Annotated in this window: 17 protein-coding genes; 6 read left to right on the forward strand and 11 right to left on the reverse strand. The window is 33.4% G+C overall.

Annotated elements, in window-relative coordinates; all coding sequences use genetic code 11:
- Nucleotides 1–20: 20 nt before the first annotated feature.
- Complete coding sequence (locus tag B5X62_RS01115) at nucleotides 21–1,367, reverse strand: DEAD/DEAH box helicase (protein WP_079665543.1); 1,347 nt, start codon at nucleotides 1,365–1,367, stop codon at nucleotides 21–23.
- Nucleotides 1,368–1,493: 126 nt separating this feature from the next.
- Here B5X62_RS01115 and B5X62_RS01120 point away from each other — a divergent pair, with 126 nt between their 5' ends.
- On the forward strand, nucleotides 1,494–2,291 hold the full coding sequence (locus B5X62_RS01120) for a copper resistance protein NlpE N-terminal domain-containing protein (RefSeq protein WP_079665544.1): 798 nt from the start codon (nucleotides 1,494–1,496) through the stop codon (nucleotides 2,289–2,291).
- Nucleotides 2,292–2,660: 369 nt separating this feature from the next.
- A complete protein-coding gene (locus tag B5X62_RS01125; RefSeq protein WP_079665545.1) occupies nucleotides 2,661–4,244 on the forward strand; it encodes a glycoside hydrolase family 10 protein in 1,584 nt (527 codons plus the stop codon).
- 35 nt (nucleotides 4,245–4,279) lie between these two features.
- On the opposite strand, the gene B5X62_RS01130 is transcribed toward B5X62_RS01125, so the two are convergent.
- Both B5X62_RS01130 and B5X62_RS01135 read right to left on the reverse strand, forming a co-directional pair.
- Entirely contained in the window at nucleotides 4,280–5,275 is a 996-nt protein-coding gene (locus B5X62_RS01130; RefSeq protein ID WP_079665546.1) for a glycosyltransferase family 2 protein, read from the reverse strand.
- A 28-nt stretch (nucleotides 5,276–5,303) separates the two neighbouring features.
- Complete coding sequence (locus tag B5X62_RS01135; protein WP_079665547.1) at nucleotides 5,304–6,467, reverse strand: THUMP domain-containing class I SAM-dependent RNA methyltransferase; 1,164 nt, start codon at nucleotides 6,465–6,467, stop codon at nucleotides 5,304–5,306.
- Between the two features lie 132 nt (nucleotides 6,468–6,599).
- Between B5X62_RS01135 and B5X62_RS01140 the strand changes: the two genes are divergently transcribed.
- From B5X62_RS01140 to B5X62_RS01155, 4 genes are all read left to right on the forward strand, one after another.
- A complete protein-coding gene (locus tag B5X62_RS01140; protein WP_079665548.1) occupies nucleotides 6,600–7,328 on the forward strand; it encodes a class I SAM-dependent DNA methyltransferase in 729 nt (242 codons plus the stop codon).
- Between the two features lie 7 nt (nucleotides 7,329–7,335).
- Nucleotides 7,336–8,034 (forward strand): ZIP family metal transporter, encoded by a 699-nt coding sequence (locus B5X62_RS01145; RefSeq protein ID WP_079665549.1) that lies wholly within the window; start codon nucleotides 7,336–7,338, stop codon nucleotides 8,032–8,034.
- 144 nt (nucleotides 8,035–8,178) lie between these two features.
- Nucleotides 8,179–9,147, forward strand: a complete 969-nt coding sequence (locus B5X62_RS01150) for a DUF4349 domain-containing protein (protein WP_079665550.1) — start codon at nucleotides 8,179–8,181, stop codon at nucleotides 9,145–9,147.
- A gap of 553 nt (nucleotides 9,148–9,700) precedes the next feature.
- Nucleotides 9,701–10,117, forward strand: coding sequence for an EamA family transporter (locus B5X62_RS01155; protein WP_079665551.1), 417 nt, complete (start codon nucleotides 9,701–9,703; stop codon nucleotides 10,115–10,117).
- Nucleotides 10,118–10,142: 25 nt separating this feature from the next.
- On the opposite strand, the gene B5X62_RS01160 is transcribed toward B5X62_RS01155, so the two are convergent.
- The 8 genes from B5X62_RS01160 to B5X62_RS01195 form a co-directional block, all read right to left on the reverse strand.
- The gene (locus B5X62_RS01160; RefSeq protein ID WP_079665552.1) at nucleotides 10,143–10,799 is read right to left on the reverse strand and encodes a TMEM175 family protein; all 657 of its coding nucleotides are present in this window, start codon (nucleotides 10,797–10,799) and stop codon (nucleotides 10,143–10,145) included.
- A 69-nt stretch (nucleotides 10,800–10,868) separates the two neighbouring features.
- Nucleotides 10,869–11,741, reverse strand: coding sequence for a prolipoprotein diacylglyceryl transferase (gene lgt / locus B5X62_RS01165; protein ID WP_079665938.1), 873 nt, complete (start codon nucleotides 11,739–11,741; stop codon nucleotides 10,869–10,871).
- 403 nt (nucleotides 11,742–12,144) lie between these two features.
- Nucleotides 12,145–12,384: a membrane protein insertion efficiency factor YidD gene (gene yidD, locus B5X62_RS01170; protein ID WP_079665553.1), complete on the reverse strand. Its 240-nt coding sequence runs from the start codon at nucleotides 12,382–12,384 to the stop codon at nucleotides 12,145–12,147.
- A 339-nt stretch (nucleotides 12,385–12,723) separates the two neighbouring features.
- Entirely contained in the window at nucleotides 12,724–13,335 is a 612-nt protein-coding gene (locus tag B5X62_RS01175; protein ID WP_079665554.1) for an alpha-ketoglutarate-dependent dioxygenase AlkB family protein, read from the reverse strand.
- A 53-nt stretch (nucleotides 13,336–13,388) separates the two neighbouring features.
- Complete coding sequence (locus B5X62_RS01180) at nucleotides 13,389–13,943, reverse strand: hypothetical protein (protein WP_079665555.1); 555 nt, start codon at nucleotides 13,941–13,943, stop codon at nucleotides 13,389–13,391.
- Nucleotides 13,944–13,990: 47 nt separating this feature from the next.
- Nucleotides 13,991–14,971, reverse strand: a complete 981-nt coding sequence (locus B5X62_RS01185) for a chorismate-binding protein (RefSeq protein ID WP_079665556.1) — start codon at nucleotides 14,969–14,971, stop codon at nucleotides 13,991–13,993.
- Between the two features lie 2 nt (nucleotides 14,972–14,973).
- On the reverse strand, nucleotides 14,974–15,396 hold the full coding sequence (locus tag B5X62_RS01190) for a PaaI family thioesterase (protein WP_079665557.1): 423 nt from the start codon (nucleotides 15,394–15,396) through the stop codon (nucleotides 14,974–14,976).
- A 16-nt stretch (nucleotides 15,397–15,412) separates the two neighbouring features.
- Entirely contained in the window at nucleotides 15,413–15,979 is a 567-nt protein-coding gene (locus tag B5X62_RS01195; RefSeq protein ID WP_079665558.1) for a 1-acyl-sn-glycerol-3-phosphate acyltransferase, read from the reverse strand.
- Nucleotides 15,980–16,127: the final 148 nt, after the last annotated feature.

Consider the following 16,127-nt stretch of genomic DNA (forward strand, 5'->3'; position numbering starts at 1 on the left):
AAAATTTCGGGCGTTTTATTTTATTTTTTCTTGCGAGATTTTTGCTTTTGTTGACCGCGATTGGCAGGTTTAGTTTTTGGTGGTTTACGCTTAGTTGGTCCACCCCAATTGACTTTTTTGTTTTTGTCTTTTTTCTCATGGAAAGCACCTCCGCCTTCATTAAGTTTCACCACCACAGGGTTTTTCATCACGACAACCTCTTTCTCTGCTTCGATTTTTACATCAGAAATTTTGACTTCGCTAGAGAAAGCTTCTTTACGGATTTCTTTATCCATCAAAACTTCGATATCTAAAATCGCAGCTTCTTCCTTCGGTGTATAAAAACTAATCGCAATACCATTTTTGTCCGCACGACCTGTACGACCAATTCTATGGATATATTGTTCTGGAATTTCTGGAATTTCGAAATTGAAAACATGCGACACATCCGGAATATCGAGACCTCTAGCCATAATATCCGTTGTGATAATCCCACGAAGTTCATTATTGCTAAATTCCTCCATCACACGCAGACGGAAATTCTGAGATTTGTTAGAGTGGATTACACCAAATTGCTCAGGAAATTCTTCATCAATTTTATTAAAAATTAAATCCGCATGTTTTTTATTATTGGCAAAAATTAAGATCTTTTCAAAATCATTTTCAGTTTTTAAAAGATGAATTAAAAGATTTAATTTCGTATTAAAATTAACAACAGGAATCACCGACTGATCAATCTTTTCCAAAGGTGTCCCCGATCTTGCCAACGAAATTTCTAATGGATTTTTGAAATATTCATTCAACATCGCATCAACCTGATCTGTCATCGTTGCAGAAAACAAAATGTTTTGGCGCTTCTCACTCATCATCGTGAAAATATTCGTCAACTGTGCTTTGAAACCCAAACTTAACATTTCATCAAACTCATCAACAACAAGTTTCTTTAGATCTTTGAATTGGATAACATTATCAATACCCAAATCCATAACACGACCTGGTGTACCAACCAAAATATCTACGCCATTTTCATAAATGTTTTTTCTTTGTGTATTGATGTTTACACCACCATAAACGCCCATTACACGAACATTGATAAACTCTGTCAATTGCATAAGAACTTCTGTAACCTGCACCACCAACTCTCTCGTAGGCACCAAAATTAAAATTTTTGGTTGGTGAGTTTTAGAATATTTATACTCTTTAAGAATCGGTAAAAGATAGGCTAAAGTCTTACCAGTACCCGTTTGGGCAATTCCCATAATATCGCGACCGGACATTATCGGAGAAAAACTTTTATATTGAATAGGCGTTGGCTCAGAGATGTTAAGTTTCTCCAAAGCTTCATTGAGTGCTTTAGGCAACTCAAATTCTGCAAAACTTGGTTTCATGCTGCGAAGATACGGATTTTGAAAAAACTCAAACTTGCAATTTAAAAATTCGCAAATATTTATTTATTTTTTATGAAATTTAAATTTTAGGAACACAATTTGAATAAGTATGAAAAAAAATACGTTATGATAAACAAAAATACAATTAAGAATTTAGGCTTTTCTGCATTTGCAATAGCAATGTTAAGTCTTTCATCATGTTCGACAACTCCTAAATCTAGCTTACCAGATGGTCATACAGCAAAAACTTCGCTAGATTATCCTGGCGTATATCTTGGTGTTTTGCCATGTGCGGATTGTAGTGGTATAAAGACAAGAATCTACCTAAACAAAGACAATACCTATATTTTGCAACAAGATTATCTTGGTAAAAATGGCACAAGCATTCTAGAAAATGGTACATATTCTTTTGACGAATCAGGGAATGTTGTTAATCTAAAACCAAAAACCAAAAATGGCCAAAGTTTAAAATTATTTGTTGGAGAAGATAATATAAGTATGCTAAATCAAGACGGAACAAAAATTACCACTTCTCTAAAAGATCACTATGTTTTAACAAAAGACTACAATGAGCTTTTGAATAAAAAATGGTATCTGAAAGAAATGTATGGTAAAGCATTTGATGCTCAAAAAACAAGTAAAAAAGAAGGCTACCTTAGTCTTGATGAAAAGACATCTAGATATAGTAGCAATGCTGGTTGCAACCAAATGAATGGTGCTTTTACAATAGAACCAGGCAACAAAATTAACTTCAACCAGGGTATGTCAACAATGATGGCTTGTCAAGATATGGAAGCCGAAACTACTTTTGGAAAAGTTTTGAAAGAAACCAAATATTTTGATGTACAATTGGATAAATTGTTATTATTAAATAGCAAGCATGAAACAATTGCTACTTTCAAAGTGCCAGTGAGTAAATTGTAACCTCATCGTATAAATGAAAAATCAAATTCCACAAAGCTACGCTTTGTGGAATTTTTATATTTTGGCGAGCGCAATAATTTTTGTAAGATAAACCACAGCCTCTACACAACATCTATCATTCTTAATTCATAAACACTTAATCTTAAAAACCTTCAATATAAAACTGAATTTAAACAAATTCAGAAGTAAAAAATTGTGCTTAATTCCTATATAAAATTACAAGTGCATAAGGTTCAGCTATTTTTATTTGACTGCTTTGCATTTCAAAATAAATCCTTAAAAAAAAAGTCATAAGTTTTTAATTATTATATGAAAGCCTCGATTTTCGAGGCTTTTTTTATTATTTTCGAGGATTAAATTTTTTAAAATATGTTTAAAAGGAATTTTAGCTTATTCAAACTATGTTCTTTATTGGTTTTAGCGATAATGTTGGTGTACAGTTGCGGCTCTCAACCCAAAAAGACTGTACCTCCCAAAAAACCAGTACCAACCAAACCTACAACACCAAAACCAACAACGCCTGTTAAAAGTACGGATTACAAAGTTGATCTTCCAGCTTTAAATCGGGAGTTTCGTGGTGCTTGGATTGCGTCGGTTGCTAATATCAATTGGCCTTCAAAAAATAATTTATCGACAGATCAACAAAAAGCTGATGCTATCGAATTACTGGAGATGTTGAAAAACAATAATTTCAATGCGGTAATTTTGCAGGTTAGACCTTCTGGTGATGCTTTATACGAAAGTCCGCATGAACCTTGGTCATATTTTTTAACTGGAGAAACGGGCAAAAAGCCAAATCCATATTACGATCCTTTAACTTTTTGGGTAGAAGAAGCTCACAAAAGAGGCATGGAGCTTCATGTTTGGCTAAATCCTTATCGAGCGCATCATTCTAATGGTGGAAAAGTAAACGGAAGTTCTCTCGTTAACAAATTTTCAGAATATACGTATCGTTTAAGAAATGGAATGTATTGGTTTGATCCTGCAAGTAAAGATATTCAGGATCATGTTTCTAATGTGGTGAAAGATTTAGTAAAACGTTACGAAATAGATGGTGTTCATTTCGATGATTATTTCTATCCTTATGCAACTTACAATGGTGGCGTAGATTTTCCAGATTCTAAAACATGGAATGCTTATCAAGCTTCTGGCGGAAATTTGTCAAGAGCAGATTGGAGAAGAGATAACGTGAACAAATTTGTAGAACGTGTTTACAAAGAAATAAAATCAGAAAAAAACTATGTTAAATTTGGGATCAGTCCATTCGGGATTTGGAAGCCTGGTTATCCTGCAGGTATCAAAGGTTCTTCGCAATATGATGAGCTTTATGCTGACGCCAAATTATGGTTAAATAAAGGTTGGGTCGATTATTTTGCGCCACAATTGTATTGGCCGATTAATTCTTCTGGGCAAAGCTTTCCAAAACTTTTAGAATGGTGGGAAAGTGAAAATATCATGAAAAGACATCTTTGGCCTGGACTTAACACTGTTGAAGTTAAAGCGTCTGACAAGCCAACAGAAATTGTTAACCAAGTAGAAGTGAGTCGTAATATTCTTAAAAATAGTCCTGGAGAAATCCATTGGAGTATAGCTGGTTTAACAAAAAGTTGGGCGATGCAAAATGCTTTAAAAACTAAAGTTTATCAAGAGAAAGCTTTAATTCCGCAAAGTCCTTGGTTAAAAATTAATCCAATTTCTAAACCGACTTTAGGATACAAACAAGATAACGGAAATACAAGTGTTTTTTGGTCTGTTGAAGATAAAATGAATGTCTTCCAATGGGTTCTTTACGCAAAATATGGAGATACTTGGAAAACCGAAATCCTAACTTCAGATATTACGTCTTTGGTTATTCCGACTGCTAATAATGGTAAATCTCTAAATACTGTTGCGATCCAAGCGATTGATAAGCTAAGCAATCCGAGTGAGTATAAGGCACTGAAAGTCAATTAAATTTCGACTTAAATATAATTGCATACATTTCCTTCCTAATGAAAATGGGAAGGAAATGCTTCTTTAGGACTTTGGCGTAGAATATTTAGTTTGATCCAAGATTTTAAAAAACCATAGCCGTAAGAGAACATTTGGACATAAGTCGCAATAATCGCCATCGCTGCAATATTGACGTTTTTTGTCACGATTAAAGCATGAAAAAAGACAATAAAGGTATACAAGCCATACAAGGCTAAAAGATGTCCGTAACCCCATACAAAATAATGGAAAACGCCCATAACATAACCTAAGAGGAATAAACTTGGGAACCAAAATGTCGGCTTCACATAGTTTGGATGTCTTTGGTTAAGAATTGGTCGTGCACAACCAAATTGATACACTTGTTTTGAAAACTTTCCAAGGTCAGTTCTTCGTTTGTGATAAACACCAATGTTATCAAAGAAAGCTGTCGTGTAACCATTTTCCCAAAGTGTCATCGACAAGTCTGGATCTTCCCCAATTCGCATTTCAGAAAAGCCGCCGACTTTCAAAAAAACTTCTTTGTTGACGCCCATATTAAAACTTCTAGGCTGGAATTTACTCACCGCTTTTTTATTTCCTCTAATACCACCTGTTGTAAAAACCGACGTCATCGAATAGGAAATTGCTTTCTGCATAATGTTAAAACCTTTGTGCGCTTTGTCTGCACCTCCGAAAGCATCACATGGGATTTCGATTAAATCTTTCTTGATGTTTTCGATGTAGTTTTCTTCAACAATAACGTCTGAATCAACAAAGACTAACCAATCGTTTTTAGCACGTTTTGCACCATAATTCCTTGTAAGTCCTGGACCTGAATTAGTTTTTTGATCAAAGTGTATATCTAACTGATTTTCAAAAAGTTTTATAGTTGGACTTAAATCTATTTTTGAACCATCGTCAACGACAATAATTTCAAAATCTTTATCTGTTTGGCGGAGTAAAGAATTCAATAATTCGAAGAGTTCGTCGCGGCGATTGTATATGGCTATGATGATGGAAATAGAATTCAAAGTTTTGATCTTTTATTGAAATTAAATTTTAGTTTTGGTTGTCAAATTTTGCTTTTTTCGTGCCTTCATACATTTCGTATTGTAAGAAACGCGTCTCCAATTTACCATTAAAAAGCTTGACTCTTCGAGATGGTCTTAAGCCAATTTTTTTGTTAGCTTCGAGATCGGACGTAATCAACCAAGCTAAAGTATTTGGATAATTTTGTTTGAAAGTGTCACCGATTTTTTTGTAAAAATCTTCAACTTCAATAGAGATTCTTTCGTTGTAAGGCGGGTTAAACACAACTAAGAGCGGGAATAATTCTTTCTTAGATTCGAAGAAGTTTTGTTTTTTAACTTCAATAACGTCTTCTAATTCCGCAGCTTCTATGTTAGTTCTTGCGACATTAAGTGCTTTTAAATCAATATCGTAACCAACTATTTTACCAGTAAATTCTTTTACACGATTGATTCTGAATTCCTTAATCGTTGTGAACAATTCTGCATCGTAATTTTTCCAGTTTTGAAAAGCGAATTTCTTTCTGAAAATCTGCGCTGGCAAATCCATTGCAATCATCGCAGCTTCGACTAGCAGAGTTCCACTTCCGCACATTGGATCTAGAAAATTACCTTTGCCATCCCAACCTGCAATTTGCAAAAGCCCGGAAGCCAAGACTTCGTTAATCGGTGCTTCAGTTTGCATTTGACGATAACCTCTTTTGAAAAGTGGGTCGCCCGAGCTGTCAAGACTTATGCTAACTAATTCTCTATCAATGTGTAAATGGAATTTGATGTCTGGGTTTTTGCTGTCAACATTTGGTCTGTCTCGGTATTTCATTTTGAAGAAATCAACAATTGCGTCTTTCATTTTCAAAGTCATGAATTGCGAATGACTAAAACGTTCAGAATTTATCGTGGCATCAATGGCAAAACTTTGGTCAATCGACATATATTCATCCCATTGAACATCAAATAATCTGTCATAAAAACGATCGGCATCAAAGGCTTTAAAACTTTTAATTGGCACTAAAATTTTAAGCGCAGTACGGCAAGAATAATTGATTTTGTATAAAAAACCAAGATCGCCTTCGCAATTAACTGCTCTGTTTTTGATTTCAACTTTACGGCCTCCTAGCTTCTTAACTTCCTCTGCTAGAATCTCTTCCAGTCCAAAAAAAGTCTTTATTTGTATTTGCAGATTATCTGTATTCATGTTGCAAAATTAAGCATATTATGTTTAGGAATTGAATGCAATGTTATCTCTGTTTTAATAATAGATGTTTTGTATCGAATTTTAAACAATTATTAAGATTCACTATCGTATAAATGTCGTATTTTTGCACCTATGCAATGGTTTGAATCTTGGTTTAATACACCATATTATCATATTCTCTACAAGGATAGAGATTACAACGAAGCGGAACATTTTATCAATCTTTTAGTTAAGGATTTAGAATTGCCTCCACATGCAAGAATCGTAGATTTGGCTTGTGGCAAAGGACGTCATTCTTTGTTTCTTAATCAGTTAGGTTACAATGTTTTAGGGCTTGATTTGTCGGAGCAAAGTATCCAACACAATAAGCAATTTGAGAACCCAAGTTTGCATTTTGCGATTCATGACATGCGCGATCCAATGCATGTTGCAGAGCCTGTTGATGCGGTTTTCAATCTTTTTACAAGTTTTGGTTATTTCGAAAATGCTGACGATGATCTTAAAGTTTTTCAATCGGTTTATGATTCGATGAAGTCGGGCGCATATTTCGTTTTAGATTTTTTGAATGAAACTTATGTTAGAAATACTTTGGTTCCGGAAGCTTTGGTTGAAAAGGAAGGAATTAAGTTTAATATTTCTAAAAGAATAGAAAACAATTTTGTTGTAAAAGATATTCAGTTTCATGATGAGGGCACAGATTTTCATTTTTTTGAAAAAGTGAAATTGTCAACACCTGCTCAAATTGAAACTTATGCAAAACAAGTTGGTTTTGAACGTGTTAAGGTTTGGGGAAATTACGAATTGAGCGATTTCGATCCTGAAACATCACCGCGTTGCATTAATTTATTTATTAAAAAATAATTTCCAAATGATTGTTATTGCTCTGATATTAAGCGTTTTAGTAGGCGTTTTTCTAGGTAAGTATTTCGGTGGTCAACAGAAGTTCGCAAAGAATCTTTTGGTGATGAGCGCTGGATTTTTAATAACAATCTGTATTAACGAAGTTTTTCCCGAAATCTACGGAAGTGGCGAGCATAACGTTGGCATTTTTGTCATTGCTGGCGTTTTGCTACAAATGCTTTTGGAAAGTTTAACCAAAGGATTTGAACACGGCCATTTTCATCATCATGCTGAAGACGAGCATATTCTACCACTTGCTTTAATTGTTGGTTTATTTGTCCACGCTTTTATAGAAGGGATTCCGTTAGCTCAGGAGAAAGAAGTTTTTTCACCTTATTTAACAGGAATTTTGTTTCATAATCTGCCGATTTCATTTGTATTGGGCAGTTTCTTGGCAAGAAGTAAAACCTTCTCTCCCAAATTTTGGTTGGTGGTTTTAATATTCGCTTTGGCTTCTCCACTAGGCATGTGGATTGGGCATTATTTTAACCCTGAACACAAAATTTATTTCTTAGCGGTGGTTGCTGGGATTTTCCTACATATTTCGTCTGTTATCATTTTTGAAAGCAACAAAAATCACAAAATGGATTGGTCAAAAATTATTTTTGTGGTTTTAGGTATTGCTTTGGCGATGTTAGGGCACTTAACCCACGATCACCACCATTAATTCTCTATTTTATTCTTGTAAAATTCTTGTAAATTAAGATTTAATAATTGATAATCAGTCGGTTGTCATTACAATTGTTTTGCTGAAGATTTACAATTTATTTCTTTTAAAAGACCTTAGTTTTATCTCATAAATTTTTTGAATATGAAAAAAATTATTGTTGGCATTATCCTGCTTAATACATTAGTGATGTGTCAAAAATCAGAAGTAAAACAACTACAAGATCATATAAAATCGGCGGATAGTCTTATCAGCAACGTTAATGACAATCTCAAAAATATTGACTCGCTTTCTATTAACTTAGATTCTGTGAGCGTTCCACAAATCATAAAAGAGAAAGAAAAACTGGAAAAAGTTTTTAATGATTCTAAAAAGTCAATTGACTCTCTCGGTTCTAGCATTGATAATTTTAAGAAAACTGTAGATTCTAAGGAAATCCAGAAGAAAATCGACTCTGTCAGTTCTAAAATTAAAAGTCTTGATGATCTTAAAAAATTAAAAGAACAAGTTAAAGTTGTTTATAAAGATCGTCCTCAACAACAACAACAACAACAACAACAACAACAACAACAACAACAACAACCAAAGTTGGATATTTTGACAAAATCTGCCAAGATTGAGCTTGGTGTTGATAATTTGACGATGGCTCGTCAGCAATTAAGTCAAGATTTGACAAGATTCGGTGGAAAAATAGAAACTGAAAATGTTGTGAGTAACAATGAGCTGCAAACGATGTATTTGTCTGCGACAATTCCGTTATCGCAATTTGATTATTTTGTAGAATCTGTGAGCAACAATCTTGGAAGTATAAAGTCTAAAAACATTGAAGTTAAAGGACGAGATTATACCGAAAATCAAATGTGCAATATTGAATTAACATTGTTAGAAAATCAAAATCTAGCCAAAAAAGAAAATAACGAAAACCAAACTTTCTCTCAAAAAGCTGGCGATGCTTTCGGAAGTGGTGGAAAAGTTTTGGGTGATATCATTTTGTTTTTATTACCGTTTTGGCCACTTTTTTTAATCGTTCTTATAGGGATATTTATTTATACAAAGAAATTTGGCAAGAAGAAAGATGATAGAGAAACAAATGAAAAAACTTCTAGAAATTAAGATGAAACCAATTGATAAATTTTAATAATATCATTAATAGAAGTCAACATCGTGATAATATGCAATAAAAAAAACGAAAGTAACTACATTAAAAACTCTTTTTCTTGCTGAATTTCAGCACCCAAAAATAACTGAAATATGTGATTGCATGGTTAATGAAATTCGCATTAAATTTAGGTTGCAAATAAAAATTTTGTAATTGAAAGAGTTATTTAGGTGTTTTCGTTGTAAGTTAATAAGATTTTACCCAATAAGTAAAAAGCCTACAATTAACACACGGTTTCCCATGATGTAGTTTTATTTGGTTTTTAGTGTTTACATATGAGACTGATTTGGTTATTGTCAGTCTCATTTATTTTTCTACGTCTTTTGCGTTTCAACCAAAACTTAGATTTGATTAATACTTACAAATCCTATATTAACTTACCCTGAATTTCATAATTTTTGATTTAAATTTTGTTGGAATTGTATTGTTTAGTTGTGACAGAATTACAATCGTATTACGTTATTTTGCTTTCAAAAGCATAACTTTATTTATTGAAAATTTCCAATTATGTGGTGGATTTATGCTTTACTATCAGCTTTGTTTGCAGCACTGACAGCCATTTTTGCTAAGATAGGTGTCGAAAATGTTAATTCTAATTTGGCGACGGCAATTAGGACAATTGTGGTTTTAATAATGATTTGGCTCATCGTAATTGTTAAAAATGAAGTACGAGGAATTACAGAACTTGGCACGCGCAATTGGGTTTTCCTAATTATTTCTGGACTAGCAACGGGTATTTCGTGGATTTTTTATTTTAAGGCTTTGCAAATGGGAGAAGTCTCTAAAGTTGCTGGGATTGATAAATTGAGTCTAGCTTTAACCATCATTTTTGCAATTATTTTCTTGAATGAAGAATTAACTTGGAAAACCGCTGTCGGCGCAAGTTTAATAATCGCGGGTACTTTATTTCTAATTTGGAAATGACTGTTTTTTTTAACGAAATAATAATTTAGTGACTTGTTTTCCTCTCCTTTTTTGGAGCTAAAATTTTCATGACAATCGGAATGGTGAACAGCAACATACGTCCATATAATGGAGTTATAATTGTTAAAGCTAGCGATGCTAAAAAGATTGCAGGTATTGCTAATGCTCGATATAATGCTGATTTTTGATTTTCTCTAGAAGGTAGTTCTGTAGCAACTGCGTTTTTAGGATCATAAATATATTTTAACAACAAAAACTGCATAATACCTGTAAAGCTAATATTAGCGGCATATAACGCATAAGGTCCTATCAGATGAATATGTTCCTCCGTCGAATAATCGCTATATACCGAGGTCGTAAAAGGCATCAATACAATAGAGAATAAAAAAAATAGGTTTAACCAAATTAATTTAGAGGTGTAGTTAATGACGTAACCAAACATTTTGTGATGCAAAAACCAATACAAACCGATTATAAAAAAACTTACAATAAAACCACAAACTTTTGGCAACTCAAGCATTAGCGCATTTGCGAAGTCTTCTTCCGTTCCGTTTTTAGAAATAATTGGGACTTTTATATCAATAACCAAAAGCGTTATCGCAATAGCAAATACTGCATCAGTAAACAAAATCATTCTATCTATCTGAAAATTTTTGCGCTCGGGATGATGATGGTTTTCCATTTTTTTAAAGTCTAATTTAGAATTTTTTAAACAAAAAAGAGGCTCATATAAAACGAACCTCTTTAATTTTTATTTTTCTAATTTCCAATTTTTTGAGTAAAGCATAATCACCAAACCAGCAATCATAAAAGGAATACTTAAAACTTGTCCCGTATTCAAACCAGCGAATTGGATAAACTCATCGCCTTGTGGTTCTTTCAAGAATTCTACAAAGAATCTGATTGCCCAAAGAATGATGAAGAACAATCCGAAAAGCCAACCTTGTTGATATTTTTTATCTGTTTTTCTGTATAAAAACCAAAGCAGAATAAATAATAATACATAACCAACAGCTTCGAAAAGTTGTGTCGGATAACGTGGGATTGTCACACCATATTCTGAGCTTTGTTGCGGAAATAACAAAGCAAAAGGTGATTTTGGATCAACTGGTTTTCCGATAATTTCAGAATTAAAAAAGTTACCCATTCTAACAAAAGCGCCACCAAGAGCAACTACAATTCCTAGTCTATCATATACCCAAAACGGATTTTTCTTAATTATTTTAAAGCTATAATAAAGTGTTGTAAAGATTAAAGCAATGGTTGCGCCATGACTTGCAAGCCCCGAAAATCCTGTGAAATGTAATCCTCCTTTTGTCGAAATCGGTAAGAAAACACTTAAGAAATCTTCTTTGAAAAGTTCTGGTTGATAAAAAATAACGTGCCCCAAACGCGCACCCAAAATGGTCCCAACTAAAGTCCATGTGAATAATGGATCCAAAAACTTTTCGTCAACATTATCGATTTTGAAGATTTTTTTCATTAAAATATAACCGAATCCAAACGCGAAAACGAACATCAAACTATAAAAATGTAGCGTACCAAAACCTAAGTTGATTCCATTGGCTGGATCCCAAATTTTAAAATCTGTTTTTAAGGATACTGTATCATTAGATTTAATCATATCACCTTGATTAACTGGATGATACATGTATTTTACATTTTGAATGTCATTAATATTAACCGCATTATCTATCAATTTGAAATCCTTAGTTAAAAATTGATAATTGTGATTTTTATAATTAGCAAATGTAGAAAGTATGAATGCTTCGTAATCAGCATTTATCGGCTCTTTATTATCTTTATTAACAATAATTAAAGAATTTTTCGCTGGTGTTTCGTTCGAATAGGCACTGAAAGTATTACCATTAACGGTTGCAAAAATCTCAACAGGAACATTTTTCCCTTGGATGTCAAGTTGTGCAGAGGTGGTTTTGATGTCAGAAGTTTGAGCTATTAATAATTGGAAAAAACCAACTACTAAAGTGAAGTACAAGCTAAATAATTTTTGTTGCATTTAGTATATTTTAATGTTCATGTTTTGGCGGTACAGGATCATAACCTTCGCCGCCCCAAGGATGGCAAGACAAGATTCGCTTTATCGACAACCAACTACCTTTGAAGATCCCGTGGACTTGCAAAGCTTCGACAGTATAGTGCGAACAAGTTGGCTCGTAACGACAATTTTTACCCAACCAAGGCGATATTGCAAGTTGATAAAACTTGATCAACGCTACCAACGGAAAAGTAATAATCTTGTTAAACATCCTTTTGTTAAAGCTACAAAAATAAAGGATTTTTATTTTAAAATAGATTTTTTGCTGTTAAAGATTAGCTAACATATGATTGCCACAACTAAAGACATTACAAAAACTTAATTTTTCGGGTTGAAGCTATTAAATGCTGAAATAGAAAAATCAGCTTGCTTTATTTTAAGAAAAATTATTCAACCACAAAAGTGGGGAAATTTTAAAAGACAAATTAGTAATGAAAAAAGACCAAAAAAGCAGGCGTCATCTTTTGTGTACTTTTTTAGTATTAGTTATTGTAGTAATTTTATTTTGTGGTTAATTTATAGGAGATTATCCGTTTTTTGCTGTTAAAGATTAGCTAACATAACTTCTAAAAGTTAAGTTAACTCGTGGCGCAAATATTTTTTTGGTCGGTGGAAGACGATGTAGCCAATGTTGTTGGGTTTCATCTTTCATAATGAGAAGACTTCCAGATTCTAAAGTTAAAGAAACAACCTCGCCAGAAGCCTTATGTTTAAAAGAAAATTTTCGTTCTGCTCCAAAACTTATCGATGCAATCGCACCATTTTTTTTCAAAGCTTTTTCAGAGTCGCTGTGCCAAGCCATGCCTTCGTTGCCATCATGATAAAGATTGAGAAGGCAAGAATTAAAATTTTCGGAGGTCAAATTTTCAATTTTCTTTTTGATATCTAAAAGTTCTGGCGTCCAAGATTTAGCAATTTTTGTCCTTTTAGAATAGGTGTAAGCGTAGTCGCCGTCACCGTACCAAGCTACTTTCCGTTTGGTGGTGATGAGTTTTCCGTAGATTAAAGCCTCATCATTTTGCCAGTCGATGTTATTAAATAAATTTGAATAATAAAATTCAGTTTCTTCGTTGCTAAACACTTTTCCAAAATAAAGCACCGTTCCGTCAAAAGGCAAAAGATTTTTAGTGGAATCAAATTCGTCAGGGAAAAGTGATAACATGTTTTAGAATTTAGTTTAAAAACGAAAAAAATAAGAAATTTAGTTTTAAAAAATTAATGTTTCTCGTAATCTTCAATAACTTTTAACGCAGTATTTTCGTTCTGGATAATATCGTTAAGTATCATTTTAAAAGTGATTTTTGTATTCTTCTCTGTTGAATTAATATTGTTGTATGCATAACTCATGAGAAAATCATTTTTTTCTTTTAGAATGTCCTTGATTTCTTCAATTTTCGAAAGCGAATTAATCTTCTTGTAGTCCACCAAATCAATTTTGGTGGTTGATGCTGTTTTCCAAGCATTGGTTTTAAGTTGCGGTGAATAAAAACCGCCTGCTTTTATCACGATATTAAGGATGTTGACATCTTTACGATCGGCGTAATATTGTAAAGTATCCATTAATTTCTGCTGCCTAGGAATGGTTGTTATAATATTGTCTTTAGAATCTTTAAGTTCTTTATTAACCGTCACGAAAACCTGATCAATATAGGCTTTGTCTTTACGTTCAGAATTCCAATTTTCAATAAAAAGCGCAATTAAAATACCTGCAATAACAGGAATAATTTCTTTAATAAATTGAATGCTATACTTTTTAAAATTTTCCTTCATTGGGTTAAGATTTAGCAAGATTTTAAGTCAAAATAAAAAATTAAAATTTAATCAAACACCAAATTATTTTGGATGGCTAAAGATTTTAATTCCGTTTCTGTCCATTCTTTTTTAGGATCGCTTTTCTCTGTAATCCCGCCGCCAACGTACAAAATAGCATAACTTTTAAAAAATTCTGCGCATCTCAAATTCACGAAATAATAGATTTCTTCCTCGGTTTCAACTTTAATAAAACCAGAATAAAACTCACGACTATTAAACTCAATTATTTTGATGCCTTGCATGCAAACATCTTTTGGAAAGCCACAAACGGCGGGCGTTGGATGTAATTCTTTTATTAAATTTTCTAAATCTTGAGGATAAACTGTCGCTTTGAAATCCGTTCTCAAATGCTTGATATTCCCAGAAATATGATCCTGAACTTTGGAAACGCTGATGTCGACTGCAAAACGTTTTAACACCGAATGAACATAGTCTGTAACAGGTTTTTGCTCCTCAATTTCTTTGTCTGTCCAAGCTTCGTCGAGAGGAAGCGTTGCTGCAAGACTCATGGTTTCGAATGCGTTGGTCTTCTTATTATATTTGCCCAAAACCTCCGAAAAACCACCCATCCAACATTGTCCATCTTTCTCAAAAAGATAACAAAAAGCCGTTGGATAGTTGTCGCAAAATTGTAGAAAACTCTTTCCTAAAGCCAGTTTTTTGTCATGCGAAATATCTGTGTACATCAAGATTTTTCCACGAGAGATCACTAACTTTTTTAGTTGATTGGCTTTGATGTAGTCAATCGCTTGTAGAACTTTGCGAGAGTAGGTGTCTTCGGTATCTTTATAAAGTTCGATACGCTCTTTTTTTGACTTCGGGACATAATCTTCTTCGGCTATTTCTTCTGCAGAAATTTCGATAAGATTTCCTTTAAAATCAATTTCTTTTTTTCGGTCAAAACTTACAAAATTGACATTGACTTCCGATGCATCATCATCGGTTGTATAAAACTTTTCTCCCTCAGGAAATCGAAAGTACAACATAATTATTTGCGGATTACGATGTTAGTCATCGTGGTATGGTTAAGAAGTTCACCTTTTTCGTTACGGATTTCGATTTCGGAATAATGCAAAGTTGCACCTTTTCTGATGAATCTTGCAGTACCCGTTACGATGCCTTTTGTAGCACTTTTTAGGTGGTTAGAGTTGATGCTAGTCCCAACAGCATAATATTTGTCCAAATCCAAAGCCGTAACAGAAAGCGTCGAACCTAGACTTTCTGCCAATACACAACTTGCGCCGCCGTGCATAAGTCCCATCGGTTGATGTACCTTCCAAGTTACTGGCATTGTTGCAGTAAGACTGTCTTCAGTAATATCAATAAATTTAATGTCTAGAACTTCTAATATTGTATGTTTGCACCATTCGTTAAGATGCTTCAGTTTTGCTTCTTTCGTCGCTTGATCCATTTTAATAAAACTTAAATTAATAGATTTGAGGATTCCAATTTTCTGGAACTTTTGGTGTAACTTTTTTAAGGTAGTTTTGGATTTCCTCCATCACATCTTCATAAGAACGTGACACCAAATCTTCGTAACTAATCTTGTAACCCAAATACATGGTATTGTTTGCAAAATCTCCTGCAGCCATCACCAATGGTACTTTGGCTTCTAATGCCATATGATAAAAACCTTTGCGCCATTTTTCAACACGAGATCTTGTGCCTTCTGGCGTAATCACCAAACTGAAATTCTCTTTTTTGAATTGGTCAGCAACAAATTGCACCAAATTATTTTTTTGTGATCTATCGATACCTATACCGCCGAGCCATTTTACAACGAAACCATACCAAGCTTTGGTATGCGCATCTTTGATGATAATTTTAAGAGGTTTTTGTAATTTCCAATATGCTAGATTCCCAAGAATAAATTCCATATTATGGGTATGAGGCGCAACCACTAAAATACAACGGTCGAGATTGTCAACGTCGCCGTCTAATACAATTTTCCAACCCATTAATTTTAGCATCAAGCTTCCTATCAGTTTTTTCATAAGTAATTATTTATGACAAAAAAAAGCATAACCAATATGGCTATACTTTACAAAGCTACATAAAAATTAGCGTTATATTTTGATAAAATATTTATTTTATTTCCGTATATTCTTGATGAGAATATTTACGGAATGACCTTCTGTTTCT

The sequence above is a fragment of the Soonwooa buanensis genome (assembly GCF_900167905.1).
Taxonomy (GTDB): domain Bacteria; phylum Bacteroidota; class Bacteroidia; order Flavobacteriales; family Weeksellaceae; genus Soonwooa; species Soonwooa buanensis.

Coding starts and splice junctions, on each gene's coding strand:
- B5X62_RS01115 (WP_079665543.1), bottom strand. CDS start 1,367: ATGAAACCAAGTTTTGCAGAATTTGAGTTGCCTAAAGCACTCAATGAA.
- B5X62_RS01120 (WP_079665544.1), top strand. CDS start 1,494: ATGATAAACAAAAATACAATTAAGAATTTAGGCTTTTCTGCATTTGCA.
- B5X62_RS01125 (WP_079665545.1), top strand. CDS start 2,661: ATGTTTAAAAGGAATTTTAGCTTATTCAAACTATGTTCTTTATTGGTT.
- B5X62_RS01135 (WP_079665547.1), bottom strand. CDS start 6,467: ATGAATACAGATAATCTGCAAATACAAATAAAGACTTTTTTTGGACTG.
- B5X62_RS01140 (WP_079665548.1), top strand. CDS start 6,600: ATGCAATGGTTTGAATCTTGGTTTAATACACCATATTATCATATTCTC.
- B5X62_RS01145 (WP_079665549.1), top strand. CDS start 7,336: ATGATTGTTATTGCTCTGATATTAAGCGTTTTAGTAGGCGTTTTTCTA.
- B5X62_RS01150 (WP_079665550.1), top strand. CDS start 8,179: ATGAAAAAAATTATTGTTGGCATTATCCTGCTTAATACATTAGTGATG.
- B5X62_RS01155 (WP_079665551.1), top strand. CDS start 9,701: ATGTGGTGGATTTATGCTTTACTATCAGCTTTGTTTGCAGCACTGACA.
- B5X62_RS01160 (WP_079665552.1), bottom strand. CDS start 10,799: ATGGAAAACCATCATCATCCCGAGCGCAAAAATTTTCAGATAGATAGA.
- lgt (WP_079665938.1), bottom strand. CDS start 11,741: ATGATTAAATCTAATGATACAGTATCCTTAAAAACAGATTTTAAAATT.
- yidD (WP_079665553.1), bottom strand. CDS start 12,384: ATGTTTAACAAGATTATTACTTTTCCGTTGGTAGCGTTGATCAAGTTT.
- B5X62_RS01175 (WP_079665554.1), bottom strand. CDS start 13,335: ATGTTATCACTTTTCCCTGACGAATTTGATTCCACTAAAAATCTTTTG.
- B5X62_RS01180 (WP_079665555.1), bottom strand. CDS start 13,943: ATGAAGGAAAATTTTAAAAAGTATAGCATTCAATTTATTAAAGAAATT.
- B5X62_RS01185 (WP_079665556.1), bottom strand. CDS start 14,971: ATGTTGTACTTTCGATTTCCTGAGGGAGAAAAGTTTTATACAACCGAT.
- B5X62_RS01190 (WP_079665557.1), bottom strand. CDS start 15,396: ATGGATCAAGCGACGAAAGAAGCAAAACTGAAGCATCTTAACGAATGG.
- B5X62_RS01195 (WP_079665558.1), bottom strand. CDS start 15,979: ATGAAAAAACTGATAGGAAGCTTGATGCTAAAATTAATGGGTTGGAAA.